This is a genomic window from Diaphorobacter aerolatus (genome assembly GCF_014489535.1).
GTDB lineage: Bacteria > Pseudomonadota > Gammaproteobacteria > Burkholderiales > Burkholderiaceae_C > Diaphorobacter_A > Diaphorobacter_A aerolatus.
Genome location: NZ_CP060783.1, coordinates 1,114,888 through 1,140,053, shown reverse-complemented (window position 1 = coordinate 1,140,053; position 25,166 = coordinate 1,114,888). Strand labels below are relative to the sequence as shown.

General features: G+C 63.3%; 22 protein-coding genes and 2 pseudogenes. 15 read left to right on the top strand and 9 right to left on the bottom strand.

Annotation, left to right across the window (positions count from 1 at the left end; all coding sequences use genetic code 11):
* Positions 1–11: 11 nt before the first annotated feature.
* The gene (locus H9K75_RS05310) at positions 12–1,244 is read right to left on the bottom strand and encodes an efflux RND transporter periplasmic adaptor subunit (protein WP_226858535.1); all 1,233 of its coding nucleotides are present in this window, start codon (positions 1,242–1,244) and stop codon (positions 12–14) included.
* Positions 1,245–1,562: 318 nt separating this feature from the next.
* Between H9K75_RS05310 and baeS the strand changes: the two genes are divergently transcribed.
* The 5 genes and pseudogenes from baeS (at position 1,563) to tsaD (ending at position 6,584) form a co-directional block, all read left to right on the top strand.
* Positions 1,563–3,014, top strand: a complete 1,452-nt coding sequence (gene baeS, locus H9K75_RS05305; protein ID WP_187725037.1) for a sensor histidine kinase efflux regulator BaeS — start codon at positions 1,563–1,565, stop codon at positions 3,012–3,014.
* Positions 3,011–3,757, top strand: a complete 747-nt coding sequence (locus H9K75_RS05300; protein ID WP_187725036.1) for a response regulator — start codon at positions 3,011–3,013, stop codon at positions 3,755–3,757. The genes baeS and H9K75_RS05300 overlap by 4 nt, the downstream gene beginning before the upstream one ends.
* Positions 3,758–3,941: 184 nt before the next feature.
* A complete protein-coding gene (locus tag H9K75_RS05295; RefSeq protein ID WP_187725035.1) occupies positions 3,942–4,601 on the top strand; it encodes a DUF937 domain-containing protein in 660 nt (219 codons plus the stop codon).
* Between the two features lie 315 nt (positions 4,602–4,916).
* A complete protein-coding gene (locus H9K75_RS05290) occupies positions 4,917–5,363 on the top strand; it encodes a CBS domain-containing protein (RefSeq protein ID WP_187725034.1) in 447 nt (148 codons plus the stop codon).
* Between the two features lie 182 nt (positions 5,364–5,545).
* Positions 5,546–6,584, top strand: a pseudogene (gene tsaD / locus H9K75_RS05285) (tRNA (adenosine(37)-N6)-threonylcarbamoyltransferase complex transferase subunit TsaD).
* 106 nt (positions 6,585–6,690) lie between these two features.
* Here tsaD and H9K75_RS05280 read toward each other — a convergent pair.
* Positions 6,691–7,071: an Hsp20/alpha crystallin family protein gene (locus tag H9K75_RS05280; RefSeq protein WP_187725033.1), complete on the bottom strand. Its 381-nt coding sequence runs from the start codon at positions 7,069–7,071 to the stop codon at positions 6,691–6,693.
* Between the two features lie 144 nt (positions 7,072–7,215).
* Here H9K75_RS05280 and H9K75_RS05275 point away from each other — a divergent pair, with 144 nt between their 5' ends.
* A complete protein-coding gene (locus H9K75_RS05275) occupies positions 7,216–8,088 on the top strand; it encodes a DUF2242 domain-containing protein (protein ID WP_187725032.1) in 873 nt (290 codons plus the stop codon).
* Positions 8,089–8,135: 47 nt separating this feature from the next.
* Positions 8,136–9,356, top strand: a complete 1,221-nt coding sequence (locus tag H9K75_RS05270) for a branched-chain amino acid ABC transporter substrate-binding protein (RefSeq protein WP_226858683.1) — start codon at positions 8,136–8,138, stop codon at positions 9,354–9,356.
* A gap of 7 nt (positions 9,357–9,363) precedes the next feature.
* Here the strand turns inward: H9K75_RS05270 and mltB are convergent, their stop codons facing one another.
* From mltB to H9K75_RS05250, 5 genes and pseudogenes are all read right to left on the bottom strand, one after another.
* Positions 9,364–10,497: a lytic murein transglycosylase B gene (gene mltB / locus H9K75_RS05265; RefSeq protein ID WP_226858534.1), complete on the bottom strand. Its 1,134-nt coding sequence runs from the start codon at positions 10,495–10,497 to the stop codon at positions 9,364–9,366.
* A 9-nt stretch (positions 10,498–10,506) separates the two neighbouring features.
* Positions 10,507–11,412 (bottom strand): transglutaminase-like domain-containing protein, encoded by a 906-nt coding sequence (locus tag H9K75_RS25430; protein ID WP_404826428.1) that lies wholly within the window; start codon positions 11,410–11,412, stop codon positions 10,507–10,509.
* 183 nt (positions 11,413–11,595) lie between these two features.
* A pseudogene (locus tag H9K75_RS25425) lies at positions 11,596–12,476 on the bottom strand (DUF3488 domain-containing protein); the annotation flags it as partial.
* A gap of 140 nt (positions 12,477–12,616) precedes the next feature.
* On the bottom strand, positions 12,617–13,654 hold the full coding sequence (locus H9K75_RS05255; RefSeq protein WP_187725030.1) for a DUF58 domain-containing protein: 1,038 nt from the start codon (positions 13,652–13,654) through the stop codon (positions 12,617–12,619).
* Between the two features lie 33 nt (positions 13,655–13,687).
* Complete coding sequence (locus H9K75_RS05250; protein WP_187725029.1) at positions 13,688–14,608, bottom strand: AAA family ATPase; 921 nt, start codon at positions 14,606–14,608, stop codon at positions 13,688–13,690.
* 36 nt (positions 14,609–14,644) lie between these two features.
* On the opposite strand from H9K75_RS05250, the gene H9K75_RS05245 reads away from it, so the two are divergent.
* The 7 genes from H9K75_RS05245 (at position 14,645) to H9K75_RS05215 (ending at position 22,721) form a co-directional block, all read left to right on the top strand.
* On the top strand, positions 14,645–15,604 hold the full coding sequence (locus tag H9K75_RS05245; RefSeq protein WP_187725028.1) for a histone deacetylase family protein: 960 nt from the start codon (positions 14,645–14,647) through the stop codon (positions 15,602–15,604).
* A gap of 111 nt (positions 15,605–15,715) precedes the next feature.
* Positions 15,716–16,519 (top strand): enoyl-CoA hydratase, encoded by an 804-nt coding sequence (locus tag H9K75_RS05240; RefSeq protein ID WP_187725027.1) that lies wholly within the window; start codon positions 15,716–15,718, stop codon positions 16,517–16,519.
* Between the two features lie 29 nt (positions 16,520–16,548).
* Entirely contained in the window at positions 16,549–17,985 is a 1,437-nt protein-coding gene (locus tag H9K75_RS05235; RefSeq protein ID WP_187725026.1) for a mechanosensitive ion channel family protein, read from the top strand.
* Positions 17,986–18,094: 109 nt separating this feature from the next.
* Positions 18,095–18,844 (top strand): electron transfer flavoprotein subunit beta/FixA family protein, encoded by a 750-nt coding sequence (locus H9K75_RS05230; RefSeq protein ID WP_187725025.1) that lies wholly within the window; start codon positions 18,095–18,097, stop codon positions 18,842–18,844.
* Between the two features lie 13 nt (positions 18,845–18,857).
* Positions 18,858–19,790 carry an electron transfer flavoprotein subunit alpha/FixB family protein gene (locus tag H9K75_RS05225; RefSeq protein ID WP_187725024.1) on the top strand — a complete coding sequence of 311 codons (933 nt, stop codon included), beginning with the start codon at positions 18,858–18,860 and terminating at the stop codon, positions 19,788–19,790.
* A gap of 81 nt (positions 19,791–19,871) precedes the next feature.
* Positions 19,872–21,662, top strand: a complete 1,791-nt coding sequence (locus H9K75_RS05220) for an acyl-CoA dehydrogenase (RefSeq protein ID WP_187725023.1) — start codon at positions 19,872–19,874, stop codon at positions 21,660–21,662.
* Positions 21,663–21,767: 105 nt separating this feature from the next.
* Positions 21,768–22,721, top strand: coding sequence for an NAD(P)H-dependent flavin oxidoreductase (locus H9K75_RS05215; protein ID WP_187725022.1), 954 nt, complete (start codon positions 21,768–21,770; stop codon positions 22,719–22,721).
* An 18-nt stretch (positions 22,722–22,739) separates the two neighbouring features.
* Here the strand turns inward: H9K75_RS05215 and H9K75_RS25025 are convergent, their stop codons facing one another.
* Complete coding sequence (locus H9K75_RS25025) at positions 22,740–22,991, bottom strand: hypothetical protein (RefSeq protein WP_319016883.1); 252 nt, start codon at positions 22,989–22,991, stop codon at positions 22,740–22,742.
* Positions 22,970–23,974: an MFS transporter gene (locus H9K75_RS05210; RefSeq protein ID WP_319016882.1), complete on the bottom strand. Its 1,005-nt coding sequence runs from the start codon at positions 23,972–23,974 to the stop codon at positions 22,970–22,972. Before H9K75_RS05210 ends, H9K75_RS25025 begins: the two co-directional genes overlap by 22 nt.
* A 137-nt stretch (positions 23,975–24,111) precedes the next feature.
* Here H9K75_RS05210 and H9K75_RS05205 point away from each other — a divergent pair, with 137 nt between their 5' ends.
* On the top strand, positions 24,112–25,062 hold the full coding sequence (locus H9K75_RS05205; protein ID WP_187725021.1) for a LysR substrate-binding domain-containing protein: 951 nt from the start codon (positions 24,112–24,114) through the stop codon (positions 25,060–25,062).
* Positions 25,063–25,166: the final 104 nt, after the last annotated feature.

Sequence of the window (25,166 nt, the reverse complement as noted above, 5' to 3'; positions counted from 1 at the left end):
CGGTCTCTCGATCAACGCGATGCGGCGGCGCTGGCTGCGCGCGCCGCATTGGCCGGAGCCGCCGTGCCGGTGTCTTCGCCGGTCACGGCCTTCTGGGCGTCGCGCGGCTTCCAGGGCACGGGCTTGACCTCGTCACCCGGCTTGGCGCGCAGCGACCCATCCACCAGAATGGTGTCGCCCGACTTGAGGCCGGAGACGACCTCCCAGCGATTGCCCACGGCCGCACCGGTCACGATGCGGCGGCGCTCGAGCTTGTTTCCTGCGCCCACCAACATGACGCTGGCATTGCCCGCCGGATCGCGCGTGACGGCCTGTTGCGGCGCGAGCAGCGCGGCTTCCTGCACGCCGCTTTCGAATGCGGCACGCACGTACATGCCGGGCATCAGCAACCCGTCTGGATTGGGAACGATGGCGCGCAGCGTGATCGAGCCGGTGGTCGGATTGACGTTCACGCCACTGAACTGCAGACGGCCCGGATGCGGGTAGCTGCTGCCATCGTCGAGCTTGATGGTGATGCGCGCCTCGTCCTTGCCCGTGCCTTGCAGCCTGCCGGTGGACAGCGCGTTCTTGAGCTGCAGCACCTCGCCGCTCGACTGCGTGAAGTCCACATACAGCGGATCGATCTGCGAGACCGTGGTCAGCACATTGGTCTGGTTGGCCGTGACCAGCGCGCCCGGCGTGACGCTCGACGTGGTCGTGCGACCGGCAATCGGCGACTTGATCTGCGTGTAGCCGAGATTGATTCGCGCCGTGTCCACGGCTGCGCTCGCGACGCCCACGTCGGACTGCGCCTGCAGCACGGCCGCCTGGCTGTCGTCATAGACCTGACGGCTCACCGCGTCGATCTTCACGAGTTCGGCATTGCGTCTGGCATTGGTCTGCGCCGTGCCCAGCGACGCGCGTGACTTGGCGAGCGCGGCTTCGGCGCTCTTGAGCGCCACCGAGTAAGTCGCCGGATCGATCTGGTAGAGCACCTGCCCGGCCTTCACGGTGGCCCCTTCGGTGAACAACCGCTTTTGCAGAATGCCCCCGACCTGTGGCCGGATTTCCGCCGTGAGAAAGGCGCTGGTGCGGCCGGGCAATTCGTTGGTGACGACCTGGCGTTCGGGTTGCAGCGTGAAGACTCCCACCTCGGTGGGGCCCGGAGCGGCGGCGGGCTTGGAATCGTTCCTGGAGCAGGCGCTAACGGCGAGTGCACAGGCTGAAATCAGAAGAAGCCGTGAAATGCGAGGCGTTTGAAGCATGATCCCGAAAGATGTGTGTGCATTGCGCTCGCGCCCTGGCATTTGCGTGGCGGGAAAAATGGGAGCGGCTGAAGTCATGTAGGAGCGCAAATCTCGTTATAAGCGTTCATTGTGAACGTCAATTTGGGAGAAACATGGGAGTCTCATTCGGGGCTGCGCCATTCTCATGGTTGGCAAGCCGGGATTGCGTACCGGAAAACCCGTTATTTGCACCATAACGCCGCAAACCGGCGGAAATGTCCGCGGGGTGTCGTTAAATTGTGAACTTTCGAGGAACCACGGAGCCTGCCGCGCGTCCCACCCTGCTGGAATGATCAGATGAAGCCGCCATTTTTCAGAAGCCGTTTTTCACTGGGCATCACCGCCAGGCTGTTTCTGGCCGTGCTGTTCACGGCGGTGTGCGTGGTCGTGGCGATGACGCTCGCAGCGCAGTGGAGCTTTAACCGCGGGTTTCTCGGTTATCTCAACGAGCAGGAGGCCGAGCGGCTCGAGGCGGCGCGCCCGCGCATCATCGCGGCCTATCTGGAAAACGGCAGTAGCTGGGAGTTCCTGCGCGGTGAGCGTCGGCGCTGGTTCCATCTGTTGCGGCCCGTTCCCGCGCAAGAGCCGCAGCCGGCTCCGTCGCCACCGCTGTCGGAACTCACCGGTGCGCTGCTGCGCACCACCTTGCTCGATGAGAACGGCCATTTCGTGGTCGGTTTTTCCGACACGCGTGGGCAGGGAACACGCCAGCCGCTGCAAGTGGATGGGCGCACCGTAGGCTACGTGGTGCACGCGCAGTTCCAGAGCGTCACCGCCGCAGGTGACGTGCGTTTTGAGCGCAGCCAGTTTCGCGCGAGCTGGACGATGGGAGCGGTGTCGGCCCTGCTCGCGGCGCTGGTGGCGCTGTGGGTGGCGCGCGTGCTGCTCAAACCGCTGCGCGAAATGGCCAAGGCCACGAAGCGGCTTGCAGAGGGCGACTATTCCATTCGTGTCGATGCCCGTTCGCCCGACGAGGTGGGGCAGCTTGCGACCGACTTCAACCAGATGGCGCAGGTGCTCGAACGCAACGAGGCCATGCGCCGTGACTTCATGGCCGATCTCTCGCACGAATTGCGCACGCCGCTCGGTGTGCTGCATGGCGAACTCGAGGCCATGGAGGACGGCGTTCGACCGCTCACGCGCGAATCATTGCCATCGCTCCAGGCCGAGGTCGCAACGCTCAACAAGCTGGTGAGCGACCTCTACGATCTGTCGCTGGCCGAGGCGGGAGCGATGACGTTCCAGCACACGCCGCTCGATCTGGTGGAACTGCTGCGGCTGGCCGTGGTTTCGTATGCCCAGCGCCTGAGCGATGCGGGCATCGTGCTCGAAGTGCAGTGCGACGAGCCCGAACTGGTGGTCTCGGGCGACAGGCGGCGACTCCGGCAGCTTTTCAGCAATCTGCTGGAAAACTCGCTGCGCTACACCGACCGGGGCGGTCGGCTGCAGATCGCCGCGAGGCGCGGCGCGGACCAGCAGGCGGTGCTGACGTTCAGCGATTCCGCGCCCGGCGTGGAGCCCGAGCAGCTACAGCGCATCTTCGACCGTTTCTATCGCGTCGAAGGCTCGCGCAGCCGCGCCAGCGGTGGCGCGGGGCTGGGCCTGGCCATTTGCCGCCGCATCATCGAGGCGCATGGCGGAGCCTTGCAGGCCCAGCCGTCGCCGTTGGGCGGGTTGCTGATGACGATCCGCATGCCGCTCAATCATGAGCGGTCCGGTACGCCGCTGCACGAGGGAGTGGGCGCATGACGAATCCGTCCCCGGTTCTGCACGATGCGCGGCCTGCCGCACCTGCGCGCGTGCTGGTGGTGGAAGACGAGCCCAAACTGGCGTCGTTGATGATGGACTATCTGCGCGCCGCCGGATACGAGGCCACGTGGCTCCCCGATGGTGCCGATCTCGCGCGCCATGTGCGCGAGCAGCAGACCGATCTGGTGCTGCTGGATGTGATGCTTCCGGGCAAGGACGGCATCAGCCTGTGCCGCGAATTGCGGGCCTTCAGCGACGTGCCCGTGGTGATGCTCACGGCGCGCATCGAGGAATGGGACCGGCTCGAAGGGCTGGAAGCCGGCGCCGACGACTACATCGGCAAAACCCCGTTCAGTCCGCGCGAAGTGGTCGCTCGCGTCAAGGCCATTCTGCGCCGCACGCAGGCGCGCGGCGAGCGCGGGCCGATGACGGGTTCGTCGCACCACCACCCGTCGCCGCTCTGGGTGGATGTGGAGGCCTATCGCGCGTATTACAAGGGAGCGCTGCTGCAACTCACGCCGGTGGAGTTTCGCCTGTTGCGCGTGCTGCTGTCCGCACCCGGCCATGCGTTCACACGCGATCAATTGCTGGCGCGGCTGCATGCCGATCCGCGTTCGGTGAATGACCGTGCGGTGGACAGTCACATCAAGAATCTGCGCCGCAAATTCGAAGCGGTGGACCCAGAGGCCGATCCGATCCGTTCGGTGTACGGCGTGGGATTCCGTCTCGAGCTGTCAGGCTGAGACGGGTTGGAGCCACTACCGGATAGTGCGCTGGAGAATTTGTTAACTAACGTCCATCTTTTTTGCCAGTAGGGACATGTCCCTGTGTAGATTCACATTCGCCGAATAACATCGCGCTTTGCACGTTGCCAAGGGGCCTTCCGGCGGCGAAGTGCATCCATTTCCAACTTGAAGGATCGCTCCCATGAACACCAATGACAACGCTTCTCTCGCGGAAGAACTGATGGCGCAATTGCAGGGCGCTCCGATGCAGCAGATCGCGCAGCAACTGGGATCCAATCCACAGGAAACCGGCAGCGCGGTGAGCATGGCTTTGCCGATGCTGCTGGGCGCGTTGGGCCACAACGCACAGCAACCGGGCGGAGCGGATTCGCTGATGAATGCGCTGCAGGGCCACATGCCCAGCCAGCAACCGCAGGCGGCCCTTGGCGGCATGGGCGGACTCGATCTCGGCGGCCTGCTGGGCTCGGTGCTTGGCGGCGGCGGTGCTGCCGGTGGTTCTTCGTCCATGGGCGCAGACATCCTGGGCCACATCTTCGGCGGCAAGCAGGATCGCGCGGGCAGCAGTCTGGGCCAGGCATCGGGCCTTGGCGCGGGCGGCGGTCAGTTGCTGCAGATCCTGGCACCGATCGTGATGGCCTTCCTCGCAAACCGCGTGAGCTCTGGCGGCATGGACACCGGCGGTCTCGGCAATATGCTAGGTCAGGAAAAAACCCGCGCCCAGCAACAGGGCGGCGCGGGCGGTGGCCTGCTGGGCAGCCTGCTCGATCAGGATGGTGACGGTCAGGTCGGCATCGGCGACCTGCTCAAGATGGGCACCTCCTTCCTCGGTGGTCGCCGCTGAGCGATTTGATTGACGGGATCAACGGGATGCTTCCGTCCCGAGGCGGCCGAGTCGGACCTTTTCAGGCGACTCGGCCGTTTTGTTTTTGCTCCGCGCCTTTTCATTGGCATGGCCCGCGCAAACCGATGACAGGAAGATGACTGCGATTGCAGGTTGCATTCGGTTGCTAAGGCAAACCCTGATCGGTGCACCGACCGGTTGCACAAGCGCCCAGCCTGGGCAACACTTGTCCCTGCAAAACTTCAATTCATTGTTAATTCGATGAGGTTGAAGTCCGTGCACATTCATTCACATTGACTGCCCAGGGAGCTCGATATGACGACGGTAGCCGAAGTTCTGAAGTCCAAGCCGATGGCTCAGGTGTACTCCGTACAGCCCGCCGAAACGATTCTGAGCGCGTTGAAACTCATGGCCGACAAGGGTATCGGCGCCTTGATGGTGCTCGATGGCAATGGCAGCATCGAAGGCATTTTTTCCGAGCGCGATTACGCGCGCAAGGTTGTGCTCATGGGGCGTTCCTCGGGTGATACGCCGATCAGCGAGGTCATGACGCGTGCCGTGCGCTTTGTTCACCTGGAAAACAGCACCGACGAATGCATGGCGGTCATGACGGCCAACCGCATCCGCCATTTGCCGGTGGTGAGTGATGGAGCGGTTGTGGGGCTGATCTCCATCGGGGATCTGGTCAAGAACATCATGGAGCATCAGAAGTTCCTGATTGAGCAGATGGAGCAGTACATCACGGGGAATTCCGTGTCGTGACGGCTTTTGCCGGGCGGTCAAAAGCTGCTTGAAAAGACACTTTTCATGCTAGAAGCCGAGGGTTTGTGGGGCATTGGTTTTGCTGGCCGGGATTGAAAAGAGCTGTGTCCGGCACGTTGCTTCGCTCGTGCTGACATGGCCCCTGGCACTGTTTGATTTTTCTGGCGAATTACACTTCGGGCATGAGTTCGTTGATTCTGGGGTTTGAATCCTCGTGTGATGAAACCGGCGTGGCGCTTGTGCGTATGCCGGACGACGGGGGCGTGCCCATTCTTCTCTCGCATGCGTTGCACAGCCAGATCGAGATGCACCGTGCCTATGGCGGCGTGGTGCCCGAGCTGGCCAGTCGCGACCACATACGCCGGGTTTTGCCGTTGACCGAGGCGGTGCTGTCCGATGCGGGAGTGCGGCTTGACGATGTCGATGTCGTCGCCTTCACGCGCGGACCGGGGCTCGCGGGGCGTTGCTGGTGGGCGCGGGCGTGGCCTGCTCTCTGGCCGCCGCGCTGGGCAAGCCGGTGCTCGGTGTACACCACCTTGAGGGGCATTTGCTGTCGCCCTTTTTAAGCGCCGATCCTCCGGAATTTCCGTTTGTGGCGTTGCTGGTGTCGGGCGGGCATACGCAGCTCATGCGAGTCGATGGCGTGGGTGAGTATGAAATTCTCGGCGAGACCATTGATGACGCGGCCGGTGAGGCGTTCGACAAGTCTGCCAAGCTCATGGGGCTGCCGTATCCGGGCGGGCCGGTGCTGTCCCGATTGGCGGAAGGCGGTGATCCCAAGGCATTCAAACTGCCGCGCCCCTTGCTGCATTCGGGGATCTGGATTTTTCGTTCGCTGGATTGAAAACGGCCGTGCTCACGCAGGCCAAAAAACTCGGCGATGAGCTTGAACAACGCAAGGCCGATCTGGCGGCCAGCACGCAGGCGGCGATTGTCGACGTGCTGGTGAGGAAGACGCTGGCCGCGCTCAATCAGACGGGCATGAAGCGCGTTGTCGTCGCGGGCGGAGTGGGGGCCAACAAGCTGCTGCGCGAACAACTCGATCGCGAATGCGCGACAAGCGCCATCCGTGTGCATTACCCCGAGCTGCATCTGTGCACCGATAACGGCGCAATGATCGCGATGGCAGCCGCCATGCGTCTGCAAGCGGGACGCGAGGCCGCGAATACCGAATACGCGTTTGACGTGAAGCCGCGCTGGCCGCTCGATACGCTGGTGTAGCGATCTTTTTTACCCCAACTAAAACGAAAAAGGCGGTTCTTGAAACCGCCTTTTCGTTGCTAAAGATGGATGTCGAACGGGCGCTACAGCCTTGCTTTTCTGTCGATCAGTTGATGCTCAGCGAAACGCTTTTGTCAACGGGTGCCAGCCTGACCAACTGCAGGGTCAACACACCATTTTCGAGCTTCGCGGAACTGGCGGCCGTATCGATTTCTTCGGCGAGTTCCCAACTGCGGCGCACGTTGCGCGGTGCGCCTTCGATGCTGCTCAGGTGCACTTGCTTGCCTTCAAGGCGAATCTGAAGTTGATCGCGCGAGAGGCCGGGCACGTCCAGTTGCAGCGTCACGCCGTTCTCGTCCTTGGTGACCTGTACATCATTGGGTGTGGCCGACTGCAAGGTGCTTGCCATGAAGCGTTGCAAGGCAGCGTCTGACACGCGAGGAAGGCCAAATGTTGCGTGACGGTGAATGACGGGTGCGAAAATCATCTCAATGCTCCTGTGGGATTCGGGAATTTTTTAAACATATCGCGCGCTTGTTGAGAAAATGGGTGAGGAATCAGGCATTTCAAGGGCTCTGCCTGCAAAGTTTTTTCGCTCGCCCCGGCGCGATCATCAGCGTTATTTCTTCATATGTTCCAACCACGTTTTTCTTTCTGGCTTGCGGCTGGTGTGGTCGTCGGCTCTGCCGCATTGACCGGCTGCTCGTCGCTTCCTTCGAGCATGCCCGGGCTCGAGCGGCCTGTGGCCTTCAGTCCGGCCGACTTCGACAACACCGGCATGTACACACGCCACGTGGCTGCTTCGCAATCCCGGACCTGCGAGGCGGCTCGTCGCGCGCTGCTCAGCCAGGGCTATCTCGTCAATACGGCGACCGATGAACTGGTCACCGGGCGCAAGTATTTCCAGCCCACGAACGACATCCACTATCAGGTGGAAATGCGTGTGGTCTGCGCGGTGGACGGCAAGAACGATGAGAAGACCGCTGCCTACGCGAGCGCGTTGCAGGACCGTTATGTGATCAAGAAGATCAACAACTCGGCTTCTCTCGGCGTGGGTGCGATTGGCTCGCTGTCACTGCCGGTGAGTGCGACCGAGGACACGCTGGTCAAGGTGGGAAGCGAGACCGTGTCCGATCCGCGCTTCTATGAGCTGTTCTTCCAGTTGTTCGACCGCTATGTCCCTACGGCGCTGCCGCAATCGGGCTCGACGTTGTCCAGATCGCCTGCCGTACCATCGGGCGCCGAAAAATCCACGCCGAACGCCAGACCCCAAACGCAGCCCGTGACCGCGTCGCCTGTCCAGCCCTATGAAGTCATCAAGCCTGCACCGGCACCGGTCGTGGAGCTTGCGGCTCCCGAGGCGGCCGAACCAAAGCCTCAGCGCTCCTCCATCGACACCATCATCGAAGGCCTGATGGCCGAGCAGCGCGCGAACGAGGCCAAGGCGGCGAGCGACGACAAGCGCGATGCGACGCCGGCATCGGAGCCTGGGCAGAAACCATGATGACGACGAACCAATCCCGACGACTGAGTCTGAAGGCCGGCGCGGCCATGCTGGGCGCAGGGCTGTCCTCGCTGGCGGCCTTCGCGGCCGATGCGGGGGTGCTCAAGCTGGCCTTGGTGGAAAGCCTGTCCGGCCCGTTTGCCAATACCGGAGAAGCCGTGCTGCGCAACATCGCGTGGGCCGTGGAGCGAGTCAACGCGCGCGGCGGCACGGTCAAGCTGCAACTACAGCGCTACGACAGCAAGGGCCAGAACGAGGAGGCACTTTCGGCACTGCGTGCAGCCATCGACGACGGTGCGCGCGTGATTCTTCAGGGCAACTCGTCGGCGACCGCGTCGGCGCTGATCGATGCGATCAACAAGCACAACGAACGCGAACCGGACAAGCGGGTGCTGTTTCTCAACTACTCGGCGGTAGAGCCTTCGCTGACCAACGAGCGCTGTAGCTTCTGGCACTTCCGGTTTGACGCGCACGCCAACATGCGCATCGCCGCGCTCATGGATGTGATTCGCGAGGACAAGGCGCTCAAGGGCGTGTACCTGATCGGTCAGGACTACAGCTTCGGCCAGGCCGTGCTGCGCGAGGCGCGCGAGCAACTGGCGGCTCAGCGTCCCGATGTGAAGGTGCTCGCGCAGGAACTCCATCCGATGGGGCGCGTGAAGGACTTCGCACCCTACGCCGTGAAGATCAAGGCCAGCGGCGCGCAGGCGGTCATCACCGGCAACTGGGGCAACGATCTCACGCTGCTCGTGAAGGCGGCGCGCGACGTGGGGTTTGATGGCAGGTTTTACACCTTCTACGGAAACGCGCTCGGAGCCCCGGCAGCGCTCGGCGATGCAGGTGTGGGCAAGGTGATTGCGGTCGCCGACTGGCTGCCCAACGTGCAGACCGCCGACAGCGAGGCGTTCTACCGTTCATTCCGCACGCGTTTTCCCAAGCCACAGGATGACTACGTTCACATGCGCATGCAGCTCATGATCGAGGCCCTCGCGCAGGCGTCGGAACGCGCGCAGACGACCCATGACGTGGTTGCGATTGCGCGCAGGCTTGAAGAGGTCGACGTGACGTTGTACGGCCAGCGCGGGCGCATGCGCGCTGCCGATCACCAGTTCCAGCAGAACCTGGTCGTCGGCATGATGGAGAAGGTCGGCACGCCGGGCGTGAAATTCGATGTCGAGGGCTCGGGCTACGGCTTTCGTGTGATCCGCGAAATTCCCGCCGCCAAGGCGGAGCAGCCGACGACATGCAGGATGGCGCGCCCCGCCTGAGTTGCGGCTATCGCCCTTGTGATCGTTGTGGCGACACTGCGGCAATCGCCGCACCCAGTTCCGTGACCGCCATGGCGTAGTACCTGGATGGGTTGTAGCGCGTGAGAGCCTGCAGATTGCCGGTGGCTGCGACAAAGAGCGATGGGCTGCTGCGATTTTCCAGCTCGACGAGGGCAAGGCGCAGTTCCGCAAGCGAATGCGGTGCAAGTTCCTGGCCCTGATCATTCACCAGGCTGATGCCCTGCTCGTGGAGCGCTTCGATGCTGTGCCTCGGCGCGAGCCCGCCCGAGCCGAGTGATCGAAGCACCGGCTCGGAGACGCCTGCCGCAATGCGGTAGTACACCGGGAGACCGGCCATCCAGCCATGGCCTTGCAGGTAGTTGGCAACCGAGCCAATCGCGTCCTCGGCATTCCACAGGTCGATGTGGCCGTCGTTGTTGAAATCGACACCGTAACGCGCCCAGCTCGACGGCATGAATTGCGGCATGCCCATGTCGCCCGCGTAACTGCCGCGTGGCGTGCGTGGGTCGGAATCGCTGTGGTGCATCAGCAGCAGGAATTGTTCGAGCTCCTGCACGAAATATTCGCTGCGGGCAGCGGCCCTCGGATGCTCGCGCGGGAAGTCGATGGCCAGTGTCGCGAGCGCATCGAGCACGCGGATTTTTCCGGTCTGCTGGCCCCACAGCGTCTCCATGCCGAGGACTCCGACGATGATGCCGGCGGGTACGCCGAACTGCTGCTCCGCGCGTTGCAGGGCATCGAGGTGCGCATCACGAAATCGCACTCCGGCGCGTATGCGCGTGGGCTCCACGAATCTCGCGCGGTAAGCGTTCCAGTTCTTCTTTTGCCCGCTCTCCGGTGGCGGCAGCACGAGCTTTTTGATGGGCTCGATCACGCGAGCCGAGCCAATGATGCGGCGCGTCCATTGCGCATCCAGATCGTTGCGAGCGGCAATGCGATCCGCCAACTGCATGGCGCGCGGATTGCTCGCGTAAAAGCGGCTTGCCTGCTTGGCGACAGCGCGAGCCGTGGACGCCGAGCCCGCCATGGTTCGTGATTTCGTCACGAGCACCGCGCCGAGCACGGCCATCGCCGCGAGCAGCAAGGCAGCGCTGGCGATGGCGACGGACAGGCGCTTCATCGCGAGCGGTCAGAGGGGCTGCGGTGCGGCGCCGCTGGATGTGGGCGGCGCGCTCGGCCACGGCATGCGACGCAGGTCGCGTTGCAGGTCGGCAAGCGCCGCGTCGGGCCTGGGCGCATAGCGCGCGCGCTCGACGCGCAGCAGCCAGTCGATGATCGGTTGGGTCTGCGAGGTGTCGTCCCAGTGCGCACGAATCCGTGCCGCGATGCCGCGCGGCGGCAGGTGCTCTGGCAACTCCATGCCGACCTTCTTGAGTTGCTGGCGCGCCTGGCTCATCATGCGCTGCCACGGGTCCTGATGGCTGCGCTCCCACAGGGACCAGGCAATGCCGATCAGCGCGGCGAGACCCGCAATCGCGCCCAGCAGGCGCGCCAGATCCTGCCAGCTCGGAGCCTCCATGCCAAGGGAGCGCAACAGATTGAACTGGCGCTCCTGCGTGTAGTTCAGCACCCATTGATTCCAGCCGTTGTTGACGGCTTCCCAGACGGCGCGCATCTGCATGTAGATCGTGGGGCTGATCACCGTGTCGAAGGCGGTACCGAAGGCGCTGCGGGGAGTCTGCAAGCGACGGTATTCGCCGATGCGCGAGGGCATCACGGCACCGGTCGGATCGATGCGCACCCAGCCGCGATCTTCGATCCACACCTCGGTCCAGGCATGGGCATCCGCCTGTCGCACGGTCCAGTAACCATCGACACCGTTGATCTCGCCACCCTGATACCCGGTGACGATGCGCGCAGGGACGTCGAGATTGCGCATCAGGATCGCAAAAGCCGAAGCGATGTGTTCGCAGAACCCCATCTTGGTGTCGAACCAGAATTCGTCTGCGGAATGGGCACCCGCGACGCCTGGCTCGAGCGTATAGGTATAACCGCCCGTACGCAGTCGCTGAAGTGCCGCGTTCACGAAGGCCATATTGCCTTTGCCCTGCAGTTGAGGGTCGCTGCGCATCTCCTCGGCAAGGGCTCGCGTGCGCGGATTGAAGCCCTGCGGAAGCTGCACGAACGGGCGTAGTTCGCGCGTGCGCTCGGTCGGGCCGCTGCGGTAGTCGAGGTGGCTTTCGGCCTTGTAGCGAAGCACGCTCTGGGCCGGACGATTGAGCATCCACTGCAATGCAGGTGTCATGTATGCCCGCGTGCCTTCGGGAACTTCCGGTGCCTTTTCGGCGGCATCGAGAAGCAGCAGCCAGGGTCTGCGGTTCGCCTCCAGCGTCACCTCGTAACGTACTGGCTCTCCGCGCACCTGAAGCTGAGCCGAATTGGAGATGCCGCCGTTGTTGACGCGCGCTTCGTGCGATTGCGTGGCAAACCATTCCTGGCCGTTGAAGTACGACATCACGGGCCCGCGAAAGTAGAGATGGCGCTGATCGGGCGGCCTGCCGTTGGGGGTGTCGAAGCGAATGCGCATGGCGACGGCGTCGTCGAGCACCAACGACGCGATGTTGCCGATCTTCATTTCATCGGACAGGCCGCTGCGTCCGCTGATGTCGTTGCCGGGCACGCCCACAGCGGAGCCATGCGCGGGAACAGCAGGAACAGCGCGAGCATGATCGGCGCGCCCAGCAGCGACATCCATGCCGCTGTGCGCAGGCTTTGCATGAGCGGAGGTCGGCCAACCGGCAGATTGGAATTGATCAGCGCGGTGAGCAGTCCCAGCATGCCGACCAGCATCACGAACGCGACGATCAGCGATTGCGAGAAGAAGAAGTTGGCCAGCAGCGTGAAGAAGCCGAGAAAGAAAATCACCATCGCATCGCGCCGCGCGCGCAACTCCAGCGTCTTGAGCACCAGCAGCAGAACGATCAGGGTCACGCCAGCATCTCTGCCCACGATGGTCTTGTGCGAGACAACGGTGAGCACCACGGCGACCAGCAGCAGGCCGCCCTTGATCCAGCGATTGGGCAGCGCGCGCTGGTTCCACGAAAGCCATGCACGCCAGAGCAGCAGCGCGTAGGCAAATGGCATGGTCCAGCCCGGCACATGCGGAATCAGGGGCGAGATGACCAGGCCCACGACGGCAAGCAGCCAGAGCGTGTCACGCGTTTCGCGTGGCAGCGAGGCAAGGCGCTGGATCAGGCCGGCAGATGCGCCACCGGCGGTCGGGGAAGCGGCAGCAGCGTTCAGCACAGCGCAAGCGCCTCCAGGCAAAGGTGGCGATGCGCCGCACCCGCGTCGGGCGCGATCTCCTTGCCGGGCAGGCGCAGGCCGTATTCGACGCCGAGCCGGTCCGCCTGCAGCACCCAGGCCGTGAGGCGCGAGACGCGGGCCTCGGGGTCCTGCAGTCCGGTGGCAGCAACGTCGAGCCAGAGTTCCTGGCGCTGCGATTGCTGCGCGTCGCGGCTCACGAGTTCGTCGCTGCCCGTGGCAAACGACTTGGCGGCCTTCTTCCAAACGACGAGCTTGAGCGGATCGCCCCGGTGGTAGGGCCGCACGCCGTCGAATTCACCCACGCCGCGCGAAGGCGCGTTGCCCGTGCCCTGCGCGCGCGCCTCGCCCGGCGGCAGTTGCGGCGCAGAAACTTCGGGCTTGGGATAAATCAGCACCTCGGCAGCGGGGCGCCAGATTGCCCAGACGCGAAACGTGCCCAGCGGGTAGCGCGTCTCGGCCTTGAGCGCGGGCACCGCATGGCGTCCGCGCCGTGGCGGATTGAATGCGATCTGCACGCTCGCCAAGCCGCCCGCAGGCACGTCGGTCCACACCCAGTTTTCGTGGCCATAGACCGTCATGCCGATGGCGTAGCGGGGCTGCTTGCGGGTGCTGTTCAACTGGATGTCGAGCATGCTGGCCGAGCCGAGAAACTGCGGAGCGGGGTCTATCAGATGCAGTTGCAGTCCACGCAGCGTGGAGTGGCACACGTGCACGCTCACGGCCACGCAACCCACCAGCAGAAAGGTCAGCAGGTAACCCAGGTTGAGCTGGAAATTGATCGAGCCGACGAGCAGCAGCGCGAGCGTGATCGCCAGCATCCAGCCCGCGCCGGTGGGCAGGATGTACACGTTGCGCTGGGTGAGCGTCAGCGTATTGGTGCGCGGCAGGCGTGCGCCCCACCAGGTGCGCCAGCGCTGGCGCAATGCCGCCATGGGCGAGCGCCACGAGACGGCCTGTGATCCGGTGGTGGCGGCAAACGGGTCTGCGGACGGAGGGCTCAGGGTCGGCATGCGCGGTTCGGTCTTGCGGTGGCTTGAAAGCGGTCAGGGCAGCGGAGTGGCTTCAATCATGGCGCGCACCTGCTCGACCGCGCCACGGCCCGCATCGCCCACCGGAATCAGCCGATGCGCGACGGTCTGGGGCAGGATGGCCTGCACGTCATCCGGCGCCACATAGTCGCGCCCGCTGATGAGCGCCTGCGCCTTGGCGGCGCGCATGAGCGCAATGCCTGCGCGTGGTGACAGGCCCTGCAGAAACCAGCGTCCCGAGCGTGTGGCGGTGATCAAATCCTGCACGTAATTGAGCAGCGTGTCCGATGCGTGTACCTTGAGCACTTCCTGCTGTAACAGTTCGAGTTCGTGCAGCGAGAGCTGAGGCAGTAGATGGTCGAGCATGTCGCGGCGATCCGAGCCCGCGAGCAGCATGCGCTCGGCCCGGCGGTCCGGGTAGCCGAGCGAGATGCGCATCAGGAAGCGGTCGAGCTGCGACTCGGGCAGCGCGAACGTGCCGAGCTGGTCATGCGGGTTCTGCGTGGCGATCACGAAAAACGGATGCGGCAGCGCGCGCGTCTCGCCCTCGACGGACACTTGCCGCTCTTCCATGGCCTCGAGCAGCGCGCTCTGGGTTTTCGGACTGGCGCGATTGATTTCGTCGGCCAGCAGCACCTGTGCGAACACCGGGCCGGGATGGAACACGAAGGCTTCCTTGCCACGCTCGTAGATCGACACGCCCGTCAGGTCGCTCGGCATCAGGTCGGCCGTGAACTGCACGCGCGAGAAGCGCAATCCAAACGTGCTCGCCAGCGCGTGTGCTAGCGTAGTTTTGCCGACCCCGGGTACGTCTTCGATCAACAAATGACCGCCTGCGAGCAGACATGCAACGCAGTCCTGAACCTGAGATTCCTTGCCCACGATCACCGTGTTAAGCTGATCCAGGAGTGATTTGATCTTCTGCTGTGCGTGCATGGCTGACGTTATTCAAAAATTACAAGAGACACCGCAATGACAGTGAGCAAGACGGGACTTTTTACCCACCGGGACTGCTGGAAACACGAAATGGGTCCCGGCCACCCCGAGTGTCCGGCACGGCTGGACGCCATCGAGGACCGACTGCTGGTGACTGGTGTGGCCGACGCGCTCGAACGATACGAAGCGCCTTTGGCATCCCTCTCTGACATAGAACTTGCACATGATCGCATGTATGTGGCTTCGGTGCGTGGAATGTCGGACCGGGTGGCAGAGGAACAACTCGCCGGAGGCCCGCCGTACCAGCAGATCGACACCGATACCTCGATGAATGCCCACACGTGGAATGCCGCTTTGCGTTCCGCCGGGGCGGCCATCGCCGCCACCGATGCGGTGATGGCGGGTGAGGTGGAAAACGCGTTTTGCAGCGTGCGTCCGCCCGGGCACCACGCCACGCGTGACAAGGCCATGGGGTTCTGCTTCTTCAACAACGTGGCAATCGCCGCGAAATACGTGCTTGACCGCCACCATCTCAAGCGGGTGGCCATCGTGGATTTCGACGTGCACCATGGAAACGGAACCGAAGACATTCTCGCGGGTGACGATCGCACCCTGATGGTCAGCATCTTCCAGCATCCGTTCTATCCCTATAGCGGCGACCAGAATCCGGCCTCCAACATGGTCAACGTGCCGGTCCCTGCGTATACCAAGGGCATGGACATCCGCGAAATCGTCGAGATGATGTGGATGCCGCGCCTGGAAGCGTTCAAGCCCGAGATGATTTTCGTGAGCGCCGGCTTCGACGCCCACCGCGAGGACGACATGGGCCAGTTGGCCCTGAACGAGCAGGACTACGCCTGGATGACCCAGCGCATCAAGGACGTCGCCAGGCGTTTTTCGAACAACCGCATCGTCTCCTGCCTCGAGGGCGGCTACATGATGGGAGCGCTGTCGCGCAGCGTGGAGGCCCACATCCGGGTGTTGGCCGATCTTTGAAGGCCCAATAGGGCTTGCGATCCTACGGGCGGAACCGGGATCGCTCGCGCGTTTATGTCAAGATTCAGCGTGGATGCGCGTTTGCCGCATCGATCTGGAATGTTGACGCTCATGACACTGGACATTGCCGATTTTTCCGAAGGCCCGCTGCGCGCGGAGCGTGACCCGCGCGGCGTGGTGACGCTGACACTGGACGACGCCAGGCGTTTCAACGCACTCGGGCATGAAATGCTCGCCGCCCTGCAGAAGGCGCTCAACGCGATTGCGGCGGACGAAGGCGTGCGCGTGGTCGTTCTCGCCGCCAATGGCAAGGCGTTCTGTGCGGGACACAACCTCAAGGACATGGCGGCCCATCCGGCGCTGGCGTTCTATCAGGAGTTGTTTGCGCAATGCGGCCGCATGATGCTTGCCATCCACAAGCTGCCGGTTCCGGTGATTGCCAAGGTGCACGGCATGGCGACGGCGGCGGGTTGCCAACTGGTTGCGCAATGCGATTTGGCAGTGGCGAGCGAGGATGCGAGCTTTGCCACGAGCGGCATCCAGTACGGACTGTTCTGCTCGACCCCGAGCGTGCCGCTGGTGCGCAACGTGCCTGCGAAGATGGCGATGGAGATGCTTCTGACCGGTGACTTCATCGATGCGCAGACCGCACTCGAGCGCGGGCTCGTGAACCGCGCGGTGTCTACCGACCAGCTGGATACCGAGGTCGAGAAGCTGGTTGCCGCCATCGTCAGCAAACCGCGCGTGGCCGTGGCCATGGGTAAGGCGCTGGTGTATCAGCAGCGCGAGATGGGCATCGAATCGGCTTACCAGTTGGCTGGACAGACGATGGCCGTCAACATGATGGACGCCGATGCGCAGGAGGGCGCACGCGCCTTCGCCGAAAAGCGTCGACCGGCGTGGAAGCACGCCTGACCCGAATCCGTGAGCAAGGACTGAACCCGATGGAATGGTTTGACAGGTTGCTGGAGGCGTCCCGCGGCGTCGGAATCTGGCTTGAGGTGGCCGTGTTGCTCGGCTGTCTGGCGCTGGCCTATGGCATCACGATGACGCTGGGCCGCAAACGTGAGGACGCGGCGGAGTCGATCTGGTTCGGCCGGCGTCCCACTCAGGGGGTGATGTTCCCCTTGGCCGCACTGGTGCTGGTCTACGCGGCGCGGCTGGTCTTCGAGCACTTTCAGCCGGTTTTCGTGCTGCGCGTGGCCGTGCCCATCTTGGTCTCGCTGGTGCTGATCCGCTGGATTGCGCGCGTGCTGACGGCGACATTCCCGAATTCGGGACTCGCGCGGCTGATCGAGCGCATTTTCTCATGGGCCGCCTGGGCCGTCGCGGTGCTGTGGATTCTGGGCCTGTTGCCCGGCGTGATGGCCGAGCTGGACGGCGTTTCGCTGGCTTTTGGCAAAACCAATGTTAGCCTGCTCATGCTGATCCAGGGCGGACTGTCTGCCGCGCTCATGCTGGTGGCCGCGCTCTGGGCGTCGGCAACCTTCGAGCGTCGTGTGCTCAACGAGACCGTGACCGATCTTTCGATGCGCAAGGTCTTCGTGAACATGACGCGCGCCTTGCTTTTGCTGATCGGCCTGCTGTTTGCGCTGTCCGCCGTTGGCGTGGATCTGACCGCGCTGTCGGTGCTCGGCGGCGCGCTGGGGGTTGGTCTCGGATTCGGCATGCAAAAGCTCGCGGCCAACTACGTGAGCGGCTTCGTGATCCTGCTGGAGCGTTCGCTGCGCATCGGCGACAACGTCAGGGTCGATGGCTTCGAGGGACGCATCACCGACATCAAGACGCGCTACACCCTGATCCGTGCGGGTAATGGCCGCGAATCCATCGTGCCCAACGAAAGCATCATCACTCAACGCGTGGAAAATCTGTCAGACGCGGATCGCAGATTCAACATCACCACCCGCATCGGCGTGGGCTACGACAGCGACGTGGAACAGGTTCAGCGGATTCTGGCCGACGCGGCCAAGGCGCAGGCGCGCGTGCTCGAAACGCCCGTGCCGGTTGCCCATCTGGTGAACTTCGGAGCCGATGCCATCGAGTTCAGCCTGAATTTCTGGATCAGCGATCCCGGTGCCGGGACCGCCAACGTGACGTCCGACGTCAATATCGCCATCCTCAAGGGACTGCGCGAGGCCGGTGTCGACATTCCTTACCCCAGCGCGTGCTGCATCTGGCCGATGCGGCCGGCGCAGTTGGTGCCATACTCTCCCAATCGCCCCAAAAGGGCGGCGCTGCCGTGGGCCAATCGCCTGAATCCGGGAACGGTGTGCCCCGTGAAGCGTCACGTTCGTGACTGGCGGAGTTTTTATCAGAACTGGGCCGGTTTGATTTCTGCTACGATAATGGCAATAAAAGCACGACCGTTCTATTTTTCTTAAAACCGATCATTCCTTATTGCAATATCCGCACATGTTGCGGTGCGGGATAGAATGATTTGGTTTACGTATACGTCAACTGAACCAGTCAAAAACTTAAGGAGCCGCAGCAATGAAGGTATTGGTCCCAGTCAAACGCGTGGTGGACTACAACGTCAAGGTCCGCGTGAAGTCGGACGGAACGGGTGTAGACATCGCCAACGTGAAGATGTCGATGAACCCGTTTGACGAGATCGCCGTCGAAGAAGCGGTTCGCCTGAAGGAAAAGGGCGTGGTCACCGAAGTGATCGCGGTTTCCTGCGGCGTGACGCAGAGCCAGGAAACCCTGCGCACGGCAATGGCCATCGGCGCGGATCGCGGCATTCTGGTGGAAACGACCGAGGAGCTCCAGCCTCTGGCCGTTGCCAAGCTGCTCAAGGCGCTGGTGGACAAGGAGCAACCGGGCCTCGTCATTCTCGGCAAGCAGGCCATTGACGACGACTCCAACCAGACCGGCCAGATGCTGGCGGCGCTCGCCGATCTGCCCCAGGCGACTTACGCCTCCAAGGTGGAAGTCGCTGGCGACAAGGTCTCGGTCACGCGCGAAGTGGACGGTGGCCTCGAAACCCTGAGCCTCAGCATGCCCGCGGTCATCACGACCGACCTGCGCCTGAACGAGCCGCGTTACGTCACGCTGCCCAACATCATGAAGGCCAAGAAGAAGCAGCTCGACATCATCAAGCCCGAAGATCTGGGTGTCGATGCAGCTCCGCGCCTGAAGACCCTGAAGGTGACCGAGCCTCCAAAGCGCGGTGCCGGTGTGAAGGTGCCCGACGTCGCGACATTGGTCGACAAGCTCAAGAACGAAGCCAAAGTGATCTGAGGAGAAACTAGAAATGACCGCACTCGTTATTGCAGAACACGACAACGCTTCGATCAAGCCCGCAACCCTGAACGCCGTCACTGCCGCCAAGGCCTGTGACGCCGACGTGCATGTGCTCGTCGCCGGTGAAGGCGCCGCCGCAGCAGCACAGGCTGCCGCGCAGATCGCCGGCGTCTCCAAGGTCATCCTCGCCGACGGCGCAAGCCTCAAGGACGGTCTGGCCGAAAACGTCGCCGCACAAGTCCTGGCGATTGCTGGCAACTACGGCCACATCCTGTTCCCGGCGACCGCCGCGGGCAAGAACGTCGCGCCGCGCGTGGCCGCCAAGCTCGACGTGGCACAGATCAGCGACATCACCAAGGTGGTTTCCGCCGACACGTTCGAGCGTCCGATCTATGCAGGTAACGCGATTGCCACGGTGCAGTCGGGCGACAAGGTCAAGGTGATCACCGTGCGTGGCACGGGCTTTGATGCGGCTCCTGCGACCGGCGGTTCCGCCGCCGTCGAAAACGCGGACGCTGTTGCCGACTCGGGCAAGAGCAGCTTCGTGGGCCGCGAGGTCACGAAGAATGATCGCCCCGAGCTGACCGCAGCCAAGATCATCGTCTCCGGTGGGCGCGCGCTGGGCTCCGCAGAGAAGTTCACCGAGGTGATGACGCCGCTGGCCGACAAGCTGAACGCAGCCATCGGCGCGTCGCGCGCTGCGGTGGATGCGGGCTATGCGCCCAACGACCTGCAAGTCGGTCAGACCGGCAAGATCGTCGCGCCTCAGTTGTACATCGCCGCAGGCATCTCCGGCGCGATCCAGCATCTGGCCGGCATGAAGGACTCCAAGGTGATCGTCGCGATCAACAAGGACGAAGAAGCGCCGATCTTCTCGGTGGCCGACTACGGTCTGGTGGCTGACCTGTTCACGGCGGTGCCGGAGCTGGTCAAGGCGCTTTAAATCGACCTGTGCATGAAACGGGGCATCCTGCGTGGTGCCCTTTTTTTCGCCAGTTTCTGCAATTTTTAACTGAGATATCCCATGAGCTACGTCGCACCCATCAAGGACATGCTGTTCGACATCGAGTACCTCGCCAACATCGGACAGGTCGCCCGGATTCCCGGTTTTGAAGACGCTGGTCTCGAAACCGCGCAGGCCGTTCTCGAAGAATGCGCCAAGCTCTGCGAGGGCGTGGTGGCGCCGCTGAACGTGCCCGGGGATTTGAACCCTTCGTCGTGGAAAGATGGCGTCGTCACCACGACGCCCGGCTTCAAGGATGCTTTCAGGCAATATGCGGAGGGCGGCTGGCAGGGCCTGCAGCACCCGGTCGATTTTGGCGGCCAGGGCCTGCCCAAATCCATCGGCGCGGCCTGCATCGAGATGCTCAACAGTGCCAATCTGAGCTTTGCGCTGTGCCCGCTGCTCACCGACGGCGCCATCGAGGCGCTGCTCACCGCGGGCAGTGACGAGCTCAAGGCCACCTATCTCGAGAAGCTCGTGACCGGCGAGTGGACCGGCACCATGAACCTGACCGAACCGCAGGCCGGATCGGATCTCGCGCTCGTGCGCACCAAGGCCGAACCGCAGCCCGACGGCAGCTACAAGGTGTTTGGCACCAAGATTTTCATCACCTACGGTGAGCACGACATGGTGGACAACATCGTCCACCTGGTGCTCGCGCGCGTGGCGGGCGCGCCCGAAGGCGTGAAGGGCATCAGCCTGTTCGTCGTGCCCAAGGTGCTGGTGAACAAGGACGGCTCGCTTGGCAAGCGCAACGACGTGCATTGCGTCTCCATCGAGCACAAGATGGGCATCAAGGCATCGCCCACGGCGGTGTTGCAGTTTGGCGATCACGGCGGCGCAGTCGGCTATCTGGTCGGTGAGGAAAATCGCGGGCTCGAATACATGTTCATCATGATGAACGCCGCTCGTTACGCGGTGGGAGTGCAGGGCATTGCCGTGGCCGACCGCGCCTATCAGAAGGCCGTGGCCTACGCCAAGGATCGCGTGCAAAGCCGCCCCGTGGACGGCAGTGTGAAGGGCAGTGCCACGATCATTCACCATCCCGACGTGCGCCGCATGCTGATGACGATGCGCGCCTACGTCGAAGGCTGCCGCGCGATGGCGCTGACCGGCGCCGCAGCGTATGACGCGGCGCATGCCCATCCGGATGCGCAGGTGCGTGCCGACAACGCCGCTTTCTACGAATTCCTCGTCCCGCTGATCAAGGGCTACAGCACCGAGATGAGTCTCGAGGTCACGAGCCTCGGCGTGCAGGTGCATGGCGGCATGGGCTTCATCGAAGAGACGGGCGCGGCGCAGTACTACCGTGACGCCAAGATTCTGACGATCTACGAAGGCACGACCGCGATTCAGGCCAATGACCTCGTGGGTCGCAAGACCACGCGCGACGGCGGTGCGTCCGCCAGGGCCATTGCCGCACAGATCGAGAAGACTGAAAGCGAACTCAACGCCAATGGCAGCGACAACGCCAAGGCCGTGGCTGCACGCCTGGCCGCAGCGCGCAAGGCGTTCCTCGACGTGGTGGATTTCATGGCCAACGCCGCCAGGACGGCGCCCAACGATGTGTATGCGGGCAGCGTTCCCTATCTGATGCTTGCGGGCAATCTGGTTGCGGGCTGGCAACTGGGCCGTGCCCTGCTGGTGGCGCAGGAGCTTGTTGCCAAGGGCGAAGACGTAATGTTCATGAACGCCAAGGTGGCGACCGCGCGTTTCTACGCCGATCACATTCTGGTGAAGACCACGTCGCTGCGCGACAGCATCGTCGATGGCGCATCGACGGTGATGGCTTTGCCGCAAGAGGCGTTCTGACGGACGAACTGCTGGCTCGAAGTTCCGCCGCTGCCGCGCACGGTTCGCGACGTGCGCCGGCTGAGCAACCCTCGCATCCATACGATTTTCTGGAGATCTTTCGCCATGTCCAAGCTGCCCTCCGTGCTGCAAAACCTCGCGTTGCCCGTGATTGCATCGCCCATGTTCATCGTCAGCACGCCTGCGCTGGTGATTGCGCAATGCAAGGCCGGAATCGTCGGTTCGATGCCTGCGCTCAACGCGCGTCCTGCCGAGCAGCTCGACGACTGGCTCGCCGAGATCACCGAAACGCTGGCGGCCTGGGACCAGGCGCATCCCGACACGCCGTCGGCCCCGTTTGCGATCAACCAGATCGTGCATAAAAGCAATGATCGGCTCGAGCATGACCTGCAGGTCTGCGCCAGATACAAGGTGCCCGTGGTGATCACCAGCCTCGGCGCGCGCGAGGATCTGAATCAGGCGGTGCACGGCTGGGGCGGCGTGGTGCTGCACGACATCATCAACAACAAGTTCGCGCACAAGGCCATCGAAAAGGGGGCCGACGGCCTGATCGCGGTGGCGGCTGGCGCGGGCGGTCATGCCGGGGTGAAGAGTCCGTTCGCGCTGATTCAGGAGATCCGCCAGTGGTTTGACGGCCCCGTGGCGCTGTCCGGATCGATTGCATCAGGCGATGCGGTGCTTGCGGCGCAGGCCATGGGTGCAGACTTTGCCTACATCGGATCGGCCTTCATCGCGACCGAGGAGGCGCGCGCGTCGGACGCCTATAAACAGGCGATCGTGGACAGCAACTCCGACGACATCATCTACAGCAATCTGTTCACCGGCGTGCACGGCAACTATCTCGCGGCCAGCATTCGCGCGGCAGGGCTCGATCCCGAGAACCTGCCCGAATCCGATCCCAGCAAGATGAATTTCGGCAGTGGCGCGGCCAAGGCCTGGAAGGACATCTGGGGTAGCGGCCAGGGCATTGGCGCGGTCAACGAAGTGGTCAAGGCGGGCGATTTCATTGCACGCCTGAAGCGCGAATACGCGGCGGCGCGCGCACGCCTCGCGCTCTAGCGCCTGTACTGTCACGCCTCAGGCAGCCTGCAAGGCAAGCGGCTTGGGGCGTTCCTCCCTGATCGGCAGATTCACGAGTGCCGCGAGCGCGGCCAGCACCGCGTCTGCCCACCACATCCAGTCGTAGTTGCCCGTCGCCACCACGGCCAGCCCGCCAAGCCAGGCACCGAGAAATCCGCCGATCTGGTGCGTGAACAGCGTGAGCCCGAACAGGGTTGCGAGATAGCGCGCGCCAAACAGCTTGGCCGTCAGGCCCGCCGTAGGCGGCACGGTGGCAAGCCACGTGGCCCCAGCACCACGGCAAAAACATAGAACGTGACGGGCTCCTTCGGCGCGAACATGAAGATCAGGATCGCCACCGCGCGTGAGGCATACATCCAGAACAGGATCATCTTCATGCGCACGCGCGAGCCCATCGCTCCCGCGACCAGACTACCCACCACGTTGGCGAGGCCGATCAATGCGAGCGACGTCGATGCCACGTTGGCGCTGAGCCCGCACAGACTCACCTCGCCGGGCATGTGGGTGACGAGGAACGCAATGTGAAATCCGCAGGTGAAGAAACCCGCGTGCAGACACCAGTAGCTGCGGTCGCGCAGCGCAATCGACAGTTGCTGACGCAGTGTGAGGGCACTCGCACCGGAGGGCGATGTGCTACCCGATTCACCAGCAGCGTGCGGCTTGCCGCGCAGCCACCAGGCCATCGGTGCCGTGGTGAGCGCGATCACGGCCATCATCCACATCGCCTGCATCCAGCCGAACGCCGACATCACCGCCTGATTGAGCGGTGCGAAGATGAACTGGCCCATGCTGCCACCGGCGTTGATCACGCCACCGACGAACGAACGTTGCTCGGGCGCGATGCGCTGTGCCGTGGCGCCGATCAGGATCGAGAAACTGCCCGCTCCCGCACCGGCCGCGCTCAGCAGGCCGATGGCAAAGATCAGTCCCCATTCGCTGGTGACCTGCGTCGTGAGCGCGCAACCTGCGGCCAGTAGAAAAGCACCCAGCACGATGACGCGGCCGGGACCCCAGCGGTCCGCCACGGCACCGAACACCGGCTGGACCGCGCCCCAGACCAGTTGGGCGACCGCCATCGCAAAACTGATCTTGGCAATGCCGAGGCCCGTGTGCGAATTGATCGGCGAGAGAAACAGGCCCAGCGATTGGCGCGATCCCATGGTGATCATGAGAATCGCGGCGGCGACGAGCACCAGGGTCCAGGACGTGCGCTGTTGCTGTTGCTGCTTCATGGATGCGCCTCTTGCCTGGCGGGGAAATGGTGATTCATTGCATCTTTGCAAAGCGTGTTCGGAATGGCCATTTTCTGAAATTCGCGCAAAGGCTGACAAACGATTTAATTTGCGATATGAAATAGAATTTCTGCACCATGCCCACACCGCTACCGCTCAAATCCCTGCATGTCTTCGACGCCGCGATGCGGCACAAGAGCTTCATGCTCGCCGCGCAAGAGCTGCACGTGACGCCGGGCGCCGTGGGCCAGCAGATTCAGAAACTTGAGCAATGGCTGGGCGCGCCGCTGTTTTTGCGCTCCGTGCGGCAGGTACAGCCCACGGCCGATGCCGTGAACTACTGGGCGGCGATCCAGCCGGCGCTGGCAAACATCCAGCAGGCGAGCGATCAACTGCGGCTGAGCCAGACCAACGAGGTCTGGCTTTCCATGCCCCCGACGCTGGCTGCGAAATGGTTTGCGCCGCGCATGGCGGCTTTTCTCACGCTGCATCCAGAGGTGTCCCTGCATCTGGGCGCGACCACCGATCTCACGAACTTCGACCGTGACCGCGCGGATCTCGCGATTCGGTATTTCGACGGACAGGATGCGCAATTGCAGATCGATCTGCTGTATTCCGACGAGGCGCGGCTGTATTGCGCGCCCGGCTATGCAAGCCGCATTCGTCTGAAGTCTCCCGATGACCTGCTGCGCGCCACCTTGCTCGACACCACCATCCTGCCCTATTGGGATGAATGGCTCGGGCGATTCAGCAATCTGGACGAGGCGCAGATCGCGCGTCTCACGCGCCAGCATTTCGATCAGTCCGCGCTGGCGATCGAGAGCGCGCGCCATGGCCAGGGCGTGGTGCTCAGCAGCGCCGTGCTGACCGAGGCCGAATTGCGCGACGGTCTGTTGATCGAACCCTTTGCCATGCGCCTGCCGGTGCACAAGGCCTACTATCTGGTGCACCACAAACAGGCGTTGCTGAGGCCCGCTGCTCAGGCGCTCAAGGATTGGCTGATTGCGCTGGCGGCGTCGGAGCGCGCGCTGTCCTGGGCTGTCACGCGTGCGGGTAAAAAGAAAACCGCTGCGCGCAAACGGCGCTAACGCGGTGACGCGGTAACGCAGGAGCGCGCCAGAGCGCAACCGTTCAGCCAGTCCGGCCAACATCTTTTTGCATGTTGGTGCATTGAGATTGGGCAAGAAGCAAT